General features: G+C 65.6%; 17 protein-coding genes. 15 read left to right on the forward strand and 2 right to left on the reverse strand.

From position 1 onward, the window contains the following. The first annotated feature begins 107 nt into the window (after positions 1–107). From G7Y82_RS17150 to G7Y82_RS17190, 9 genes are all read left to right on the forward strand, one after another. The gene (locus G7Y82_RS17150; protein WP_168149368.1) at positions 108–875 is read left to right on the forward strand and encodes an SDR family oxidoreductase; all 768 of its coding nucleotides are present in this window, start codon (positions 108–110) and stop codon (positions 873–875) included. A gap of 57 nt (positions 876–932) precedes the next feature. Next, positions 933–1,775, forward strand: a complete 843-nt coding sequence (locus G7Y82_RS17155; protein WP_168149369.1) for a fumarylacetoacetate hydrolase family protein — start codon at positions 933–935, stop codon at positions 1,773–1,775. Beyond that, positions 1,775–3,052: an L-fuconate dehydratase gene (locus tag G7Y82_RS17160; protein ID WP_168149370.1), complete on the forward strand. Its 1,278-nt coding sequence runs from the start codon at positions 1,775–1,777 to the stop codon at positions 3,050–3,052. The genes G7Y82_RS17155 and G7Y82_RS17160 overlap by 1 nt, the downstream gene beginning before the upstream one ends. Positions 3,053–3,073: 21 nt before the next feature. After that, positions 3,074–3,970 carry an amidohydrolase family protein gene (locus G7Y82_RS17165; protein WP_168149371.1) on the forward strand — a complete coding sequence of 299 codons (897 nt, stop codon included), beginning with the start codon at positions 3,074–3,076 and terminating at the stop codon, positions 3,968–3,970. 44 nt (positions 3,971–4,014) lie between these two features. Next, positions 4,015–4,791, forward strand: coding sequence for an SDR family oxidoreductase (locus G7Y82_RS17170; RefSeq protein ID WP_168149372.1), 777 nt, complete (start codon positions 4,015–4,017; stop codon positions 4,789–4,791). 26 nt (positions 4,792–4,817) lie between these two features. Then, the gene (locus tag G7Y82_RS17175) at positions 4,818–5,156 is read left to right on the forward strand and encodes an L-rhamnose mutarotase (RefSeq protein ID WP_168149373.1); all 339 of its coding nucleotides are present in this window, start codon (positions 4,818–4,820) and stop codon (positions 5,154–5,156) included. A gap of 42 nt (positions 5,157–5,198) precedes the next feature. Continuing rightward, the gene (gene fucP, locus G7Y82_RS17180) at positions 5,199–6,449 is read left to right on the forward strand and encodes an L-fucose:H+ symporter permease (protein ID WP_168149374.1); all 1,251 of its coding nucleotides are present in this window, start codon (positions 5,199–5,201) and stop codon (positions 6,447–6,449) included. A gap of 100 nt (positions 6,450–6,549) precedes the next feature. Continuing rightward, complete coding sequence (locus G7Y82_RS17185; RefSeq protein WP_168149375.1) at positions 6,550–7,695, forward strand: porin; 1,146 nt, start codon at positions 6,550–6,552, stop codon at positions 7,693–7,695. A gap of 82 nt (positions 7,696–7,777) precedes the next feature. Continuing rightward, complete coding sequence (locus tag G7Y82_RS17190; RefSeq protein WP_168149376.1) at positions 7,778–8,533, forward strand: FadR/GntR family transcriptional regulator; 756 nt, start codon at positions 7,778–7,780, stop codon at positions 8,531–8,533. A 112-nt stretch (positions 8,534–8,645) separates the two neighbouring features. Here the strand turns inward: G7Y82_RS17190 and G7Y82_RS17195 are convergent, their stop codons facing one another. Both G7Y82_RS17195 and G7Y82_RS17200 read right to left on the reverse strand, forming a co-directional pair. After that, entirely contained in the window at positions 8,646–8,795 is a 150-nt protein-coding gene (locus G7Y82_RS17195) for a hypothetical protein (protein ID WP_168149377.1), read from the reverse strand. Next, entirely contained in the window at positions 8,792–10,327 is a 1,536-nt protein-coding gene (locus tag G7Y82_RS17200) for a DEAD/DEAH box helicase (protein WP_168149378.1), read from the reverse strand. The genes G7Y82_RS17195 and G7Y82_RS17200 overlap by 4 nt, the downstream gene beginning before the upstream one ends. A gap of 271 nt (positions 10,328–10,598) precedes the next feature. On the opposite strand from G7Y82_RS17200, the gene G7Y82_RS17205 reads away from it, so the two are divergent. From G7Y82_RS17205 to rapZ, 6 genes are all read left to right on the forward strand, one after another. Next, positions 10,599–11,081 carry a DUF4399 domain-containing protein gene (locus tag G7Y82_RS17205; protein ID WP_168149379.1) on the forward strand — a complete coding sequence of 161 codons (483 nt, stop codon included), beginning with the start codon at positions 10,599–10,601 and terminating at the stop codon, positions 11,079–11,081. Positions 11,082–11,261: 180 nt separating this feature from the next. Further along, on the forward strand, positions 11,262–12,731 hold the full coding sequence (locus tag G7Y82_RS17210; RefSeq protein ID WP_168149380.1) for an RNA polymerase factor sigma-54: 1,470 nt from the start codon (positions 11,262–11,264) through the stop codon (positions 12,729–12,731). A gap of 55 nt (positions 12,732–12,786) precedes the next feature. Beyond that, a complete protein-coding gene (hpf, locus tag G7Y82_RS17215) occupies positions 12,787–13,107 on the forward strand; it encodes a ribosome hibernation-promoting factor, HPF/YfiA family (protein WP_168149381.1) in 321 nt (106 codons plus the stop codon). Positions 13,108–13,222: 115 nt separating this feature from the next. Beyond that, the gene (locus G7Y82_RS17220; RefSeq protein ID WP_168149382.1) at positions 13,223–13,684 is read left to right on the forward strand and encodes a PTS sugar transporter subunit IIA; all 462 of its coding nucleotides are present in this window, start codon (positions 13,223–13,225) and stop codon (positions 13,682–13,684) included. Positions 13,685–13,715: 31 nt separating this feature from the next. After that, positions 13,716–14,309 carry a hypothetical protein gene (locus G7Y82_RS17225; RefSeq protein ID WP_168149383.1) on the forward strand — a complete coding sequence of 198 codons (594 nt, stop codon included), beginning with the start codon at positions 13,716–13,718 and terminating at the stop codon, positions 14,307–14,309. A gap of 14 nt (positions 14,310–14,323) precedes the next feature. Then, positions 14,324–15,250, forward strand: a complete 927-nt coding sequence (rapZ, locus tag G7Y82_RS17230; protein WP_240954381.1) for an RNase adapter RapZ — start codon at positions 14,324–14,326, stop codon at positions 15,248–15,250. Positions 15,251–15,252: the final 2 nt, after the last annotated feature.

A 15,252-nucleotide genomic window follows, 5' to 3' on the forward strand; every position in this document is an offset into this window, starting at 1 on the left:
TCGCGTCGCCGCCCGGCCTCCACCTGCCCGACTCGCAGCATGACGCGGCCTTCACTTGCAAAATTGGTCCAGCCACTGGACAATCGGTCCAAGAAGGAGGAGTTGATATGCGACTCAAAGGAAAAAAGGCCCTCGTCACCGCAGCGGGACAGGGCATCGGCAAGGCCAGCGTTCTGATGTTCATCCGCGAAGGCGCACAGGTTGTTGCCGCCGACATCAATGCCGACGCGCTGGCGGCCCTGAAGCTGGAAGTAGGTAGCGACGCGCTCGAAACGCTCAGGCTCGACGTCACCGACGCGCAGGCGATCGCCGATCTGGCCGCCGCGCACACCGGCGCCGACGCGTTCGACGTGCTGTTCAACTGCGCCGGCTTCGTCCATCACGGCACGCTGCTCGATTGCACCGAAAAGGACTGGGATTTCTCCTGGCAGCTGAACTGCACGGCGATGTATCGCCTGAGCAAGGCGCTGCTGCCGGCGATGCTGGAAAAGGGCGGCGGCTCGATCATCAACATGGCGTCGGCCGCCTCCAGCGTGAAGGGTGTGCCGAACCGCTTCGTCTACGGCGTGACCAAGGCCGCGGTGATCGGCATGACCAAGGCAATCGCCGCCGACTTCGTGGCGCGCGGCATTCGCTGCAATGCGATCTGCCCGGGCACCGTCGAATCGCCATCGCTCGAACAGCGAATCGAGGCCCAGGCGCGCGAACAGAACGTCGACGTCAGCGTGATCCGCGACGCGTTCATCGCCCGCCAGCCGATGGGCCGCGTCGGCCGCGCCGACGAGATCGCCGCGCTGGCGACCTATCTGGCCAGCGACGAATCCGCGTTCACGACCGGCACGATCCAGGTCATCGACGGCGGCTGGTCGAACTAAAGCGTTTTCACAGACACCTCCGGCGCGCCTGTCGCGCGCCGGCTGCAGGAGACCCCCATGAAGCTGTTGCGCTATGGCCCCAAGGGCCATGAAAAGCCCGGCGTGCTCGACGCCCAGTCCCGTATCCGCGATCTGTCCGGCATCGTGGCCGACATCGGCGGTGACACGCTGACTCCCGCCGGCCTGGCCAAGCTGCAGGCGCTCGACATCGAGTCGCTGCCGCTGGTCGACGGCACGCCGCGCCTCGGCGCCTGCGTCGGCAAGATCGGCAAGTTCATCTGCATCGGCCTGAACTACTCCGACCATGCCGCCGAAACCGGTGCCGAAGTGCCGCCGGAACCGGTGGTCTTCAACAAGTGGCTGAGCGCCGTGGTCGGCCCCAACGACGACGTCGAGATTCCGCGCGGCTCTCAGAAGACCGACTGGGAAGTCGAGCTCGGCGTGGTGATCGGCAAGGGCGGTCGCTACATCGACGAAAAGGACGCGATGTCGCACGTCGCCGGCTATTGCGTCATCAACGACGTCTCCGAGCGCGAGTACCAGATCGAGCGCAGCGGCTCCTGGGACAAGGGCAAGGGCTGCGACACCTTCGGCCCGACCGGTCCGTGGCTGGTCACCGCCGATGAAGTGGCGGACCCGCAGAACCTGAAGATGTGGCTGGACGTCGACGGCAAGCGTTATCAGGACGGCAGCACGGCGACGATGGTCTACAAGGTTGCGTTCCTGGTGCACTACCTCAGCCAGTTCATGAGCCTGCAGCCGGGCGACGTGATCTCGACCGGCACGCCGCCGGGCGTCGGCATGGGCCAGAAGCCGCCGATCTACCTGCGCGCCGGCCAGACCATCCGCCTCGGCATCGAAGGTCTCGGCGAACAGCAGCAGAAGACGGTGAACGCGTAATGGCCAAGATCACCGCCATGCGCGTGCTCGACGTGCGCTTCCCCACCTCGAAGCGCCTCGACGGCTCGGACGCGATGAATCCGGACCCGGACTACTCGGCCGCCTACGTCATCCTCGACACCGACGACGAGAAGTTGAAGGGCCACGGCCTGACCTTCACCATCGGCCGCGGCAACGAAATCTGCTGCGCCGCGATCGAAGCGATGCGCCACCTCGTGGTCGGTCTCGACCTCGACTGGATCGCCGCCGACATGGGCCGCTTCTGGCGGCACGTGACCGCCGACAGCCAGCTGCGCTGGATCGGCCCCGACAAGGGCGCCATCCACTTGGCGACCGGCGCCGTCGTCAACGCGGTCTGGGATCTGTGGGCGAAGTCGGTCGGCAAGCCGCTGTGGCAGCTGGTCGCCGACATGACACCGGAAGAATTCATTCGCTGCATCGACTTCCGTTACCTCACCGACTGCATCACGCCGGACGAGGCGCTGGCGATGCTCAAGGCACTGGAGCCGACCAAGACCGAGCGCGTCGCCGCGCTCAAGCGTGACGGCTATCCGTGCTACACCACCTCGGCCGGCTGGCTGGGCTACAGCGACGACAAGCTGCGCCGTCTGTGTCAGGAAGCGATCGACGAGGGTTACACGCACATCAAGCTCAAAGTCGGCGCCAAGCTCGAAGACGACATCCGCCGCGTGAGCATCGCGCGCGAAGTGATCGGTTGGGACCGCCAGCTGATGATCGACGCCAACCAGGTCTGGGAAGTCGATCAAGCCGTCGAATGGGTCAAGGCGCTGGCGTTCGCCAAGCCATGGTTCATCGAGGAACCGACCAGCCCCGACGATATCGAAGGCCATCGCAAGATTCGCGAAGGCGTCGCGCCGGTCAAGGTCGCGACCGGCGAGATGTGCCAAAATCGCATCATCTTCAAGCAGTTGATCATGCGCGGCGCCATCGATGTCGTGCAGATCGACTCCTGCCGACTGGGTGGTGTCAACGAAATTCTCGCGGTGCTGCTGATGGCCGCGAAGTATCAGCTGCCGGTCTGCCCGCACGCGGGCGGCGTCGGTCTGTGTGAGTACGTGCAGCACCTGTCGATGATCGACTACCTCTGCGTGTCCGGCACCCATGAGGGCCGTGTCACCGAGTTCGTCGACCACCTGCACGAGCACTTCGTCGATCCCTGCGTGGTCCGCAACGCGGCCTACCAGGTGCCGACCGCGCCCGGCTTCTCGATCGAGATGAAGCCGGAATCGCTCGAACAGTACCGCTACGTCGGCTAATCGCCCGCCCCGATCCGCGCCATGAAAGCCGAACGCCTCGATCCACCGCTGACCGCGACCCGCTCGTCGGGCGGCCGGCGTATCGACGCGCACCAGCACTTCTGGCGCTATCCGGAACAAGGCTTCGACTGGGTCGGCCCCGGCATGGAGCTGCTGGCCGGCGACTGGCTGCCCGAGCAGCTGCAGCCGCTGCTCGCCGCCAACGATGTCGATGCCTGCATCGCCGTGCAGTCCTGCGGCGATGAGGACGACACGCGCTTCCTGCTGGCACTGGCCAGCGAGCATTCGTGGATCGCCGGCGTGGTCGGCTGGATCGACCTGTGGCGCGACGACATCGTCGAGCACCTCGCCGGCTGGCGGCGCCAGCCGGCACTGGTCGGTATCCGTCACCAGTTGCAGGACGATGCCGAGCCGGCCGCGACGATTGCCGACCCGCGCTACACGCATGGCCTGGCGGCTGCGCAAAACATGCAGCTCGTCTATGAGGTGCTGCTGCGCGCCGATCAGCTGTCGCTGGCCGAGCGCCTGTGCGCGCGGCATGACCGTCACTGGCTGGTGCTCGACCACCTCGGCAAGCCGGCAATGGGCGACGACGACGCTTTCGACGCCTGGGCGCAGCAGATCCGCGCGCTCGCGGCGATGCCGCACGTCGCCGCAAAACTCTCCGGCCTGGTGACCGAAGCGCCGAAACGCGCCGACGGCCGCCCGGACACGGACCGTATCCGCCGACATCTCGACGTCGCGCTCGAAGCCTTCGGCCCGGCGCGCCTGATGTTCGGCTCCGACTGGCCGGTCTGCCTGCTGGCAGCCGCCTATGCCGACGTCCAGGCCTTGATCCTGGACTGGAGCCAAGGCCTGTCCGCGCATGAGCGCGGGCGCCTGCAGGGCGGCAGCGCCGAGGCGATCTATCGCCTGTAGCGCCACGCACGCAAAGGCCACGCAACAAGCTTGAGGAGATATACGTGGAACTCGGACTCAAAGACAAAGTCGTGATCGTCACCGGCGGTAGTGCCGGCATCGGCGGCGCCATCACCCAGCAGCTTGCCGCTGAAGGCGCGATTCCGGTCATCGTCGGCCGTGCCCCGAAAGACGACGGCTTCCTCGCCGAATTGCATCGCAAACAGCCCAAGGCGCGCCTGATCGTCGCCGAGCTGACCGACGAAGACGCCTGCCGCCAGGCCGTCGAAGACACACTCGCCGCCTTCGGCCGGCTCGACGGTCTGGTCAACAACGCCGGCATCAACGACAACGTCGGTCTCGACGCTGGCCGTGCAGCGTTTGTGCAATCGCTCGAACGCAATCTGATTCACTACTACGTGATGACGCACTACTGCGCGCCGCATCTGGCGAAGACGCGCGGCGCGATCGTCAATATCTCATCGAAGACCGCGGTCACCGGCCAGGGCCAGACCAGCGGTTACTGCGCTTCCAAGGGTGCGCAGCTGTCACTGACCCGCGAATGGGCGCTGGCGCTGGCCGAACAGGGCGTGCGCGTCAACGCGGTGATCCCCGCCGAAGTGATGACGCCGCTCTATGCGTCGTGGATCCAGAGCTTCGACAACCCCGAGGACAAGCTCGCCGAGATCACCCGCAAGATTCCGTTCGGCCACCGCATGACCAAGGACAGCGAGATCGCCGACACCACGGTGTTCCTGCTCTCGGAGCGCGCCTCGCACACGACCGGCCAGTGGCTGTTCGTCGACGGCGGCTACACGCACCTCGATCGCGCCGCGACCTGAGCGCGCGCCGCAACGGGAGCCCTGCCATGCGCCAATGCCTTGTTCTCGACCTTAAAGACGACCCGCAGCTGATCGCGGAATACGAAGCCCATCATCAGCGCATCTGGCCCGAAATCACCGAGCACCTGCGCGGCCATGGCGTCACGCAGATGCAGATCTATCGACTCGGCACGCGGCTGTTCATGGTCATGGAAACCGATGGCACACGCTTCGACGCCCAGGCCTTTGCCGGCGCCGAGCGCGACAACCCCGTTGTACAGCGCTGGGAAGCGCTGATGGACCGGTTCCAGGCGCCGACGCCGTGGACCGAGCCTGGCCGGAAATGGACGCCGGCAGCCCTGATTTTCGATCTGGCGGCGCAATAGGCACCGCAACTTCCCCAGCCAACATATAGAGGAGATTCACCGATGGCCCTCAGCGCCCCCGTCAGCGGTAGCGTCAGCACCGCAGGCACACCGCAACGTTCATATGCTGTCGCGCTTGCGCTCGTCACCAGCCTGTTTTTCATGTGGGGCCTGTCCTATGGCCTGCTCGACGTCCTCAACAAACATTTCCAGGAGACGCTGAATGTCTCCCACGCCAAGTCCGGTCTGCTGCAGGCCGCGTACTTCGGTGCGTACTTCCTGTGGGCGCTGCCGGCCTCGGCCCTGATGCAGCGCGCTGGCTACAAGGTCGGCATCCTGCTCGGCCTGTCGATGTACGCGATCGGTGCGCTGCTGTTCGTGCCGGCCACGGCCTCGGGTAGCTATGCGATGTTCCTGTTCGCGCTGTTCGTCATCGCCAGCGGCCTCGGCTGCCTGGAAACGGCGGCCAACCCGTATGTCACCGTACTCGGCCCCTCGCAGAGTTCGGCACGCCGCCTGAACCTGTCACAGTCGTTCAACGGACTCGGGCAGTTCTTCGGCCCGCTGATCGGCGGCGCCTTCTTCTTCAAGGGCGCCAGCGACAGCGTCGCCAATGCACAGGCGCCGGTGCAGGCCGTGTACGTCGGCATTGCCATCCTCGTGGTCATCGTCGCGTTCGCCATCTGGCGCACGCAGCTGCCGGACATTCGCGAGAAGAATTCGGACGGCAGCGCCAGCGCCGGTACCACCGTGCCGCTGATGCAGCAGCGCCATTTCCTGTTCGGCGTCGTCACGCAGTTCTTCTACGTGGCCGCGCAGGTCGGTGTCGGTGCGTTCTTCATCAACTTCATGACCGACCGCTCGGCCGACACCAGCTCGCAGCACGCCGCCTATCTGCTGTCGGTGGCGATGATCATGTTCCTGGTCGGGCGCTTCATCGGCACCGGCCTGCTGACCAAGATCGCCGCGCCGAAGCTGCTCGCCGCCTACGGCGCGATCAACATGGTGCTGGTGCTGGTCGCGATCTACTCCTCGCACACCGTCGCCGTGGTGGCGATGATCGGCGTGTTCTTCTTCATGTCGATCATGTTCCCGACGATCTTCGCGCTGGGCGTCACCGATCTCGGCGCCAACACCAAGCGCGGTGCGTCGTTCCAGATCATGGCCATCGTCGGCGGCGCGATCGCGCCGTACGTCATGGGGCGCATTTCCGACCTGCACGGCGTCGGCACCGCCTACCTGGTGCCGGTCGTCTGCTTTGCGATCGTCTGCTGGTACGGCCTGTCCGGCCACCGCGTCGTGCGCAAGGCCTGATCGCCGCACCTTAACTAAATCCGGGCCGCCCGGCCCACCCGAAACGCTCATACCAATACCACGTCCGGCGCGGTCTTCACCGCGCCGGGAGGAGACCCTCATGTCCAAGATTCCTGCATTCAGCCCCGGCGCGCGCGCCGGCCTCGCCTTCGGCGGCGTCCTGCTGGCGCTGAGCATCCCGGCTCACGCCGATACGTCGCTGGAGATCAGCGGTCGCGTGTCGGCCGGCCTCGACTACGTCAACGGCATCGACAACACCGCCGACGGCGGCGGCAGCAGCGACGACAAATTCCGCGGCGGCGGCAATCAGTGGGGCACGAGCCTGCTCGACATCAAGGGCTCGCAGGATCTCAGCGATCTCAACGACGCCTTGCCGGACGACCTGAAAGCAATCTTCCTGCTCGAATCGGGCTTCGACGCGATGAAGGGCGAGCTCAACGGCAGTGCGCTGTTCAATCGCCGCGCCTACGCCGGCCTCAGCAGCCAGCGCTACGGCACGCTGGTGTTCGGCAAGAATCTGTCGCTGTCGAACAACGGCTGGTACATCGACCCGTTCTACCAGCAGTTCATGGGCTACGAGACGCTGGTGCGTGGTCGCGACTGGCAGGGCGTCGACAACATGGTGCAGTACACGACGCCGACCTATCACGGCTGGAATGCCGAAGTGCAGATCGGCTTCGGCGGCGACACCGGCTCATTCAATGCCAGCCGCAACGACGCAGTGACACTGAACTACGTCGGCAAGATCGTCGAGCTGCGCGCCATCTATGACGTGCGCCGCGACGACAATGCCCAGTACTCGGACCTGTTCCTCTACTCGCGCGAATGGATCCTCGGCGGCGCGCTGCATCTGGGCACCGTCGATCTGTATGCCGGCTACAACGGCCTGTCGGCGCCCAATGGCGCGGAGAACGCCGACAGCACCGGCTATGGCTATGAACGCGCCGATCACTACTGGGCCGGCGCCCATTACTGGGTGACGCCGCGCTGGCGCCTGCAGGGTGCGCTGTACCACATCAACGTCGACAACGACGGCGGTAACGCGACGCTTTATGCGCTCGGCACCACTTACAACTTTGCCGACAACTTCTTCACCTACGCGTCGGTCGGTACCGTCAGCAACAGCGACGCCGCCGACTTCGCGGTCGAAGCAACCGACGAGCGGCCCGAGGATGGCCACTCGCAGCAGGCCGTCTACTTCGGCTTCGTTTATTCGTTCAAGGGCGATTTCAGCTTCCCGCGCTGACGCGCACCTGCCTGGTACCAGGCACAGCCGGTATCATCGCGGCGGGCTGCCCCGCGCAGTCCGCCGCGACGACCGACCTTTCATGCCCATTCAAGCCATTCAGAACCGCCGTCTTTACCAGCAGATCGCCGACCAGTTGCTCGAAGCGATCGAACGCGGTGAATACCGTCCCGGCAGCACCCTGCCACCGGAGCGCGAACTCGCCAAGCTGCTCAATGTCAGCCGGACGTCGGTACGCGAAGCCCTGCTGGCCCTGGAAATTCGCGGTGCCGTGCGCGTGCGCGTCGGCAGCGGCGTTGAAGTGCTCGCGCCGTCGCCGGATACCGGAGGAGCCACGCCGGCTGCTGTCGGCACCGACATCGGCTGGGAGCCGGACCCGGAGCTCGACGCCGAACTCGGCCCGCCGGTCACGCTCGACATTCCCCCGTTCGCCCTGCTCGAAGCGCGCGCACTGGTCGAACCGGAGGCCGCGGCACTGGCGGCCGGCAATGCCTCCGACGCGCAACTGGCAGCGATCCGCGCCGCCTACGAGCACAATGTCCGCGACAATCGCGAAGGCTCGAAGACCCACCCCGGTGATCGGCTGTTCCATATCCGCATCGCCGAAGCCAGCGGCAACCCGGCCTATCACGCCCTGTTGCGGCATCTGCTCGGGCACCGCTACAGCGAGATGTTCCGGCGCATGCAGGCGCTCTACACGCCAGACGACATGCCACACCGCTCGGAGCGCGAGCACCAGGCCATTCTCGACGCGCTCGAGGCGCGCGACGCGGCGCGCGCGCGCAAGGCGATGCGCGCCCATCTGGATTCGGTGATCGGCATCTTCACGCGCGCCTGAGCAACGTGGATCACCGCTGCGCGCGCGCCGCGCTCATGCAGCGGCCATATTCGCCGTATCGGTAAAAATCCAATAGCAGAACGAGATCGGCCGCGCGTTGCGCGGCCGACGTTCAATGCACCTTGCGCGACTTGCCGGCGCGGTGCTCGGCGGACTTTTGCGGACGTCCGCCCGCGCCGAAACCGCCGCCCCCGAAACGGGGCGGCGGTCCGTATTGCTTCTGCGGCTGCTGCCGCTTCTTGCCGGACTTCTTGTCGCTCATCGGTAGGCGTTCCCACCACCCGGACGGCCGCCGCCACCACCACGACGCCCTCCATTGCCGCGGAACGGACGGCGGCCCTCACGCGGCGGCGGCGTCGGCTTGTGTGATATCAGGTTGCCGTTGATGTCGCCGAACTCGTCACGTTCACGCCCCGAGGACTCGCGCTCACCGCGCGGCGGCTGCGGCTGGGACGGCCGCGGCGGACGTGCGTTGCCGCCGGCGTCCTGACGCGGCTGCGCGTCGCCACCCGGGCCGCGACCGCGGCCACGACGGCGGCGACGGCCATTGCGATCACCCGGCTCGCCAGCGGCACGCGGGCCAGCCGACGGGCGTTCGCCCTGGCCTTGTGCGGCTTCTGCGGTCGGCTCGGCCGCCGGGGCCGAACCAGCCTCGAAACCATCGACCTCGAAACTCGGCAGCGAGCGGCCCAGCAGCTTTTCGATACCGCGCAATTCGCTGCGCTCGTCGCTGCTGACCAGCGAGAACGCCTCGCCGACATTGCCGGCACGGCCGGTGCGGCCGATGCGATGCACATAGTCTTCGGCAACGTTCGGCAACTCGAAGTTGACGACGTGCGGCAGCTGGTCGATGTCGATGCCGCGCGCGGCGATGTCGGTCGCAACCAGGATGCGGATTTCATTGGCCTTGAACCCGGCCAGTGCCTTGGTTCGCGCGCTCTGGCTCTTGTTGCCGTGCAGCGCCGCAGCCGTGATGCCGGCCTTGATCAGCTTCTCGACCAGGCGATTGGCGCCGTGCTTGGTGCGCGTGAAGACCAGGGTCTGCTTCCAGTCGTAGCCCTTGGCCAGATGGATCAGCAGATCGGTCTTGCGGCTCTTGTCGACGAACAGCACGCGCTGGTCGACGGTCTCGGCCGCCGAATTGCGCGGCGCGATGTCGATGGTCACCGGACGCTCCAGCAAACCTTCGGCGAGCTTGCGGATGTCCGGCGAGAACGTCGCCGAGAACAGCAGATTCTGGCGCTGCGCCGGCAGCAGCTTGATGACGCGGCGAATGTCGTGGATGAAACCCATGTCGAGCATGCGGTCGGCTTCGTCGAGCACCAGCACGTCGATCTTCGACAGATCGACGGTTTTCTGTCCGACGTGGTCGAGCAGACGGCCCGGCGTGGCGACCACGATCTCGGCGCCAGCCGCCAACTGTTCGATCTGCGGATTGATGCCGACACCGCCGAAGATCAGCACCGTGCGGATGCCCGCGACGTGGCGGCCATATGTGCGCACGCTTTCCTGGACCTGGGCGGCCAGCTCGCGGGTCGGCACCAGCACCAGCACGCGGACCTGCTTGCGCCCGGCGCGCTGGCCGTCGGTCAGCAGGCGCTGCAGCAACGGCAACGTGAAGGCGGCGGTCTTGCCGGTGCCGGTCTGTGCGGCGGCCAGCAGGTCGTGGCCCTGCAGGATTTCCGGAATCGCGCGCTGCTGGATCGGGGTCGGCTCGCTGTAGCCTTCCTCGGCCACCGCACGCGTGATGTCGGACGCGAGCCCAAGGCCCGCGAAACGTGAAACGTCAGTCATGAAAACTCCTGAACGCCTGCAGTGCGGATTGCTCCGACGGACCGGTTCAGGTCGTGCGTTAGTGAGTCGGCGCCGCATTGCTGCGGTCGCGGGCCTGGAGCGAAATCGGGTTGCCAATGTTAGGCTTGACCCTCGTGCGTCAACCGGTGGACGCCTCGCAAGCGGTGCGCAGTATAGCGGCGCGCCGCCATTTCACCTAATCTTGTTACGCACCACACGCAAATCGCGTGCCGCCCTGAACATTCGCTAGCCAACAGGAGCAGGATCCCCCATGAAAAAGCTACTCGCCCTGGCCGTCTTGGCCACGCTCGCCGCGCCGGTCCACGCCGATACCTGGAAGGATCTGAAGAACAGCGCCAAACAGCAGGCTTCAGACAAGGCCGCCGAAGCGATGGGCGTCGCCACGCCGGCCCCGGCTGGCGCCAAGGTCTATTTCATCGAGCCGAAGGACGGTGCCACCGTCTCCAACCCGGTCAAGGTCGTGTTCGGCCTGTCCGGCGCCGGCGTCGCGCCGGCCGGTTTCAACAAGGAAGGCACCGGGCATCACCACCTGCTGATCGACAGCCCGACCATCGACTACACGCAGCCGCTGCCGGCCACCGACCAGATCAAGCATTTCGGCGGCGGTCAGACCGAAACGACGCTGACGCTGTCGCCGGGCAAGCACACGCTGCAGCTTGAATTCGCTGACTGGAAGCACCAGCCGTTCAATCCGGCGGTCGAGTCGCAGAAGATCACGATCACCGTCAAGTAAGCCATCCCCCAAGGCAGGCCCGCCGGACGACGGCGGGCTGTGCCGGAGACCTATGAGCACACTCGAGTTCCGCACCGCCCGCAACGCAGCCGGCGGACGCGGTGAGGTGACCCTCGCCGCCGCGTCGCCCGCGCCGTTCGCGGCGCGTTTTCATCTAGCTGTATCGCCGCCCTTACACTCATGAAATCAACGCTGGGCCTGCGTTTCGGCCAGTCGCTGACGATGACGCCTGCCCTGCAGCAGGCGATCCGCCTGTTGCAGCTGTCGAGCCTCGATCTGCAGCAGGAGATTGAACAGGCGCTCGAATCGAACATCCTGCTCGAACGTGAGGACGGCGCCGAACCCCAGGAAGCCGAGGTCGCCACCGCCGAAGCCGAAGCGCCGGCTGCGCCGACATCGGAAGACCCCAAGAGCCTGGAACTGGGCGCCGACAGCGAAATTCCGAGCGAAATGCCGGTCGACGCCGACTGGGGCGATGTCTTCGACGAAGGTCCGTCCGGCACCTCGAAGAGCGGCGCCGACAGCGACGAGCTGCGTGATTTCCTCGAAGCCAACCTGCACGGCAGCAAGAGCCTGCACGATCATCTGGTCGATCAGGCGCGGACCGCGCCGTTCTCGATGCGCGAGGTCGAGCTGGCAGAGCATCTGATCGATTCGATCAACGACGACGGCTATCTCGACGACTGGGACGAGCTCGCCGCACGCCTGCAGAGCGACTACGGCGCGACGCCCGAAGAGCTCGACACCGTCCTGGAGAAGGTCCAGGACTTCGACCCGACCGGTGTCGCCGCACGCGATCTGGGCGAATGCCTGCGCCTGCAGCTGGAACCGATGCCGTCGCGCACGCCGGGCATCAACACCGCGCTGAAGCTGGTCACCGAACATCTGCCGCTGCTCGGTCGCCGCGACGCGGCGGCGCTGGCGCGCGCCTGCGGTGTACCGCTCGCCGAAATCGAGCTGGCGCTGGAGCTGATCCGCAGCCTGCAGCCGCATCCGGGCCGGCCGTTCCAGGCGCATGAACCGGATTACGTGACGCCCGATGTGTTCGTGTCGAAAAAGAACGGCCGCTGGGTCGTCGGCCTGAATCCGGAGCACACGCCCCGGCTGCGTTTGAACAGCCAGTACCAAAGTATGATCCGCCGCGCCGACAGCTCGCGCGACCAGGTCGTGCTCAAGCAACACCTGCAAGAAGCACGATATTTTCTGAACAGTCTGGAAGCGCGCAATGAAACCTTGTTGCGCGTCGCGCAGTCCATAGTTGAAGAACAGCGGGCTTTCTTGGATTATGGACCCGAAGCGATGCGCCCGATGGTCCTGCGCGATATCGCCGAGCAGCTGGGCATACATGAATCGACCGTCTCACGCGCCACAGCCAACAAATACATGCTCACGCCCCGTGGGCTGTACGAACTCAAGTATTTCTTTTCCAGCCACGTGCAGACGACCGGGGGTGGTGTCTGCTCGGCCACTGCCATCCAGGCCATGATCAAGCGCATGATCTCAGGCGAGGATTCCACACGACCACTTTCTGACGCCACGCTGTCTGAGCTGCTGCTCAAGGAAGGCATACAGGTTGCAAGAAGAACGGTAGCGAAATATCGCGAAGGCTTGGGCATACCGCCCTCGCACGAGCGAAAACCGCCGGCCTGATCCAGGACCGGTTTTCTGTAGTCCACGACGCCCATAGGGCTGAAGGAGCGATTCGATGAACCTGAATATCTCTGGTCACCATGTCGATGTCAGTGCGCCAATGCGCGATTACGTTCTGACCAAGCTCAAGCGACTCGAGCGACATTTCGACCATCTGATTTCGGCCGAAGTCATCCTTTCCGTGGAGAAGATCAATCAGCGTGCCGAAGCCACCGTGCACGCCAGCGGTGCCGACCTGCATGCCTGCGCGACGCAGGACGACATGTATGCCGCCATCGACCTGATGGCCGACAAGCTCGACCAGCAGACCCGCCGCCACAAGGAAAAGCTGCGCGACCATCATGCGCGCGAAGCGCACAAGCGCATGGCGCTTTGAGTAAAATCGCGGGCACAGGCCCGGCCCACCGAGGGCCGGGCTTTTTTTTGAGCGTCATTCCCGAACCGGGCCCGGGAGCGCCATAAAAGAAAACGAGTCGAGGACATCCCGCCATATGAGAATCGCCGAGATCCTGACCGCCGACCGCGTCAGCCTGGGACATACGTTCAGCAGCAAGAAGAAAGCGCTGGAAGAGCTGGCAGGCCTGCTGGCCAAAGGCGTCGACCCGAATGCCGCCGGCGACATCCTCGGCAGCCTCGCCAGTCGTGAGAAGCTCGGCAGTACCGGCCTCGGTCACGGCGTCGCAATCCCGCATGGCCGGCTCGCCGGGGTCGAGGACAGCATCGGCGCATTCATGCGCCTCAAGCATCCGCTCGACTACGAAGCCCACGACAGCCGCCCGGTCGACCTGTTGTTCGGCCTGCTGGTCCCGCAAGGCGCGACCGAGGCCCATCTCAAGCATTTGGCAGCGATCGCCGAAATGTTCTCCGACGAAAACTTCTGCCAGGCGGCCCGCGCGGCCACAGACGACGCGGCGCTCTACAAGCTGGTGGCCGACTACAAGCCGGCCGGCTGAGCGCCCGCCGCGGCGACCGACGGGATCGCCCATGCCCCGCCCCAGCGCTCCGAACATCACCCTGCACGGCGTCTTCATGCGCGTGCATGGCACGGGCGTGCTGCTGACCGGCGCCAGCGGGGTCGGCAAGAGCGAGCTGGCGCTGGAACTGCTGACCCGCGGACATCGCCTGGTCGCCGACGACGCCGTCGACTTCTCCGTGCGCCGCGGCTTCATCATCGGCCGTGCGCCGCGGCTGCTGCGCGGCTTCATGGAAGCGCGCAGCCTCGGCATCCTCAACATCACCAAGCTTTACGGCAGCCGCAGCGTCATCGCGCGACAACGCCTGGATCTGGTCGTGCACCTGGAAGCGCCGCGCATCGTCTGGGACAGCGGCATGGAGCGACTCGGCGGCCGCCGCAGTCAGGTCGACATCCTCGGCGTCGAGCTGCCGGAAATCACTGTGCCGATCCGCCTCGGGCATAATCTCGCGGTACTGGTTGAAGCGGCCTGCCGCGATCAGCAGCTGCGCCTGCAGGGTTATCGGGCCGATATCGATCTGATCGAACGACAGGCGCGCGAAATCCGCGCACAGCAGCGCCCCGACGACGCGCCCGATCACGAGCCCACCCACGAGCGAAGTTGATTCCGCAGTTCGACATGCCACGCCCCGCCTCCAAACCGCCGCGCAAGGGAGCACCGATGAAGCTGGTGTTCGTCAGCGGCCTGTCCGGCGCCGGCAAGACCGTCGCGCTCAAGCAGTACGAGGACATCGGCTACTACTGCATCGACAACCTGCCGCTGCAGCTGATCGGTACCTTCATCCGCAGCGCCTTGCGCCGCGCCGACGGGCGCTACGAGAAGCTGGCGATCGGCATCGACGCGCGCGAGACGCGCGCGCAGATCGCACGCTTTCCGACATATCTGGAATCGCTGCGCGCGCAAGGCATTGAAGTGCGCGTGCTGTTCCTGCGTGCGGAAGACTCGGTGCTCTTGCAGCGCTATTCGGAAACGCGCCGCCGCCATCCACTGGCACAGGGCGATGTGTCCCTGTCGGATGCGGTGCGTCTCGAGCGCCAGCTGCTGGCGCCGATCGCCAATGCCGCCGATGCCACGCTCGACACCTCGTCGAAGAACCTGCATGCGCTGCGTGAGGAAATCCAGGGCATCGAATCGGCCAGCGACGGCAAGCTGTCGTTGCTGTTCATGTCGTTCGGATTCAAGCACGGCATTCCCGAAGACGCCGATTTCGTCTTCGACATTCGCACCATTCCGAACCCGCACTGGCAACCGGAACTGCGCAAGCAGACCGGCCGCGATACCGCGGTCGTCGAATGGCTGGAAAAGCAGCCGCTGACCGGCCAGCTCTATGGCGACATCGAGCAATTCCTGGCGCGCTGGCTCCCGGAGTACCAGAAACAGGATCGTGCCTATCTGACGGTGGCGATCGGCTGCACCGGCGGCCAGCATCGCAGCGTCTATTTCGTTGAACGGCTGGCCGCAGCATTTCGCGGCATCTTCGACAATCTGACGGTTCGCCATCGCGAGCTGTGGCAACCGTCATCGCAACCGTCGCCCAAGCCATGAGC

Source organism: Solimonas marina, from assembly GCF_012241385.1.
GTDB classification, from domain to species: Bacteria; Pseudomonadota; Gammaproteobacteria; order Nevskiales; family Nevskiaceae; genus Solimonas; species Solimonas marina.

What these genes read in the sequence shown, in the direction of transcription:
- G7Y82_RS17150 (WP_168149368.1), top strand. Translation starts at nt 108, where the DNA reads ATGCGACTCAAAGGAAAAAAGGCCCTCGTCACCGCAGCGGGACAGGGC.
- G7Y82_RS17155 (WP_168149369.1), top strand. Translation starts at nt 933, where the DNA reads ATGAAGCTGTTGCGCTATGGCCCCAAGGGCCATGAAAAGCCCGGCGTG.
- G7Y82_RS17160 (WP_168149370.1), top strand. Translation starts at nt 1,775, where the DNA reads ATGGCCAAGATCACCGCCATGCGCGTGCTCGACGTGCGCTTCCCCACC.
- G7Y82_RS17165 (WP_168149371.1), top strand. Translation starts at nt 3,074, where the DNA reads ATGAAAGCCGAACGCCTCGATCCACCGCTGACCGCGACCCGCTCGTCG.
- G7Y82_RS17175 (WP_168149373.1), top strand. Translation starts at nt 4,818, where the DNA reads ATGCGCCAATGCCTTGTTCTCGACCTTAAAGACGACCCGCAGCTGATC.
- fucP (WP_168149374.1), top strand. Translation starts at nt 5,199, where the DNA reads ATGGCCCTCAGCGCCCCCGTCAGCGGTAGCGTCAGCACCGCAGGCACA.
- G7Y82_RS17185 (WP_168149375.1), top strand. Translation starts at nt 6,550, where the DNA reads ATGTCCAAGATTCCTGCATTCAGCCCCGGCGCGCGCGCCGGCCTCGCC.
- G7Y82_RS17190 (WP_168149376.1), top strand. Translation starts at nt 7,778, where the DNA reads ATGCCCATTCAAGCCATTCAGAACCGCCGTCTTTACCAGCAGATCGCC.
- G7Y82_RS17195 (WP_168149377.1), bottom strand. Translation starts at nt 8,795, where the DNA reads ATGAGCGACAAGAAGTCCGGCAAGAAGCGGCAGCAGCCGCAGAAGCAA.
- G7Y82_RS17200 (WP_168149378.1), bottom strand. Translation starts at nt 10,327, where the DNA reads ATGACTGACGTTTCACGTTTCGCGGGCCTTGGGCTCGCGTCCGACATC.
- G7Y82_RS17205 (WP_168149379.1), top strand. Translation starts at nt 10,599, where the DNA reads ATGAAAAAGCTACTCGCCCTGGCCGTCTTGGCCACGCTCGCCGCGCCG.
- G7Y82_RS17210 (WP_168149380.1), top strand. Translation starts at nt 11,262, where the DNA reads ATGAAATCAACGCTGGGCCTGCGTTTCGGCCAGTCGCTGACGATGACG.
- hpf (WP_168149381.1), top strand. Translation starts at nt 12,787, where the DNA reads ATGAACCTGAATATCTCTGGTCACCATGTCGATGTCAGTGCGCCAATG.
- G7Y82_RS17220 (WP_168149382.1), top strand. Translation starts at nt 13,223, where the DNA reads ATGAGAATCGCCGAGATCCTGACCGCCGACCGCGTCAGCCTGGGACAT.
- G7Y82_RS17225 (WP_168149383.1), top strand. Translation starts at nt 13,716, where the DNA reads ATGCCCCGCCCCAGCGCTCCGAACATCACCCTGCACGGCGTCTTCATG.
- rapZ (WP_240954381.1), top strand. Translation starts at nt 14,324, where the DNA reads ATGCCACGCCCCGCCTCCAAACCGCCGCGCAAGGGAGCACCGATGAAG.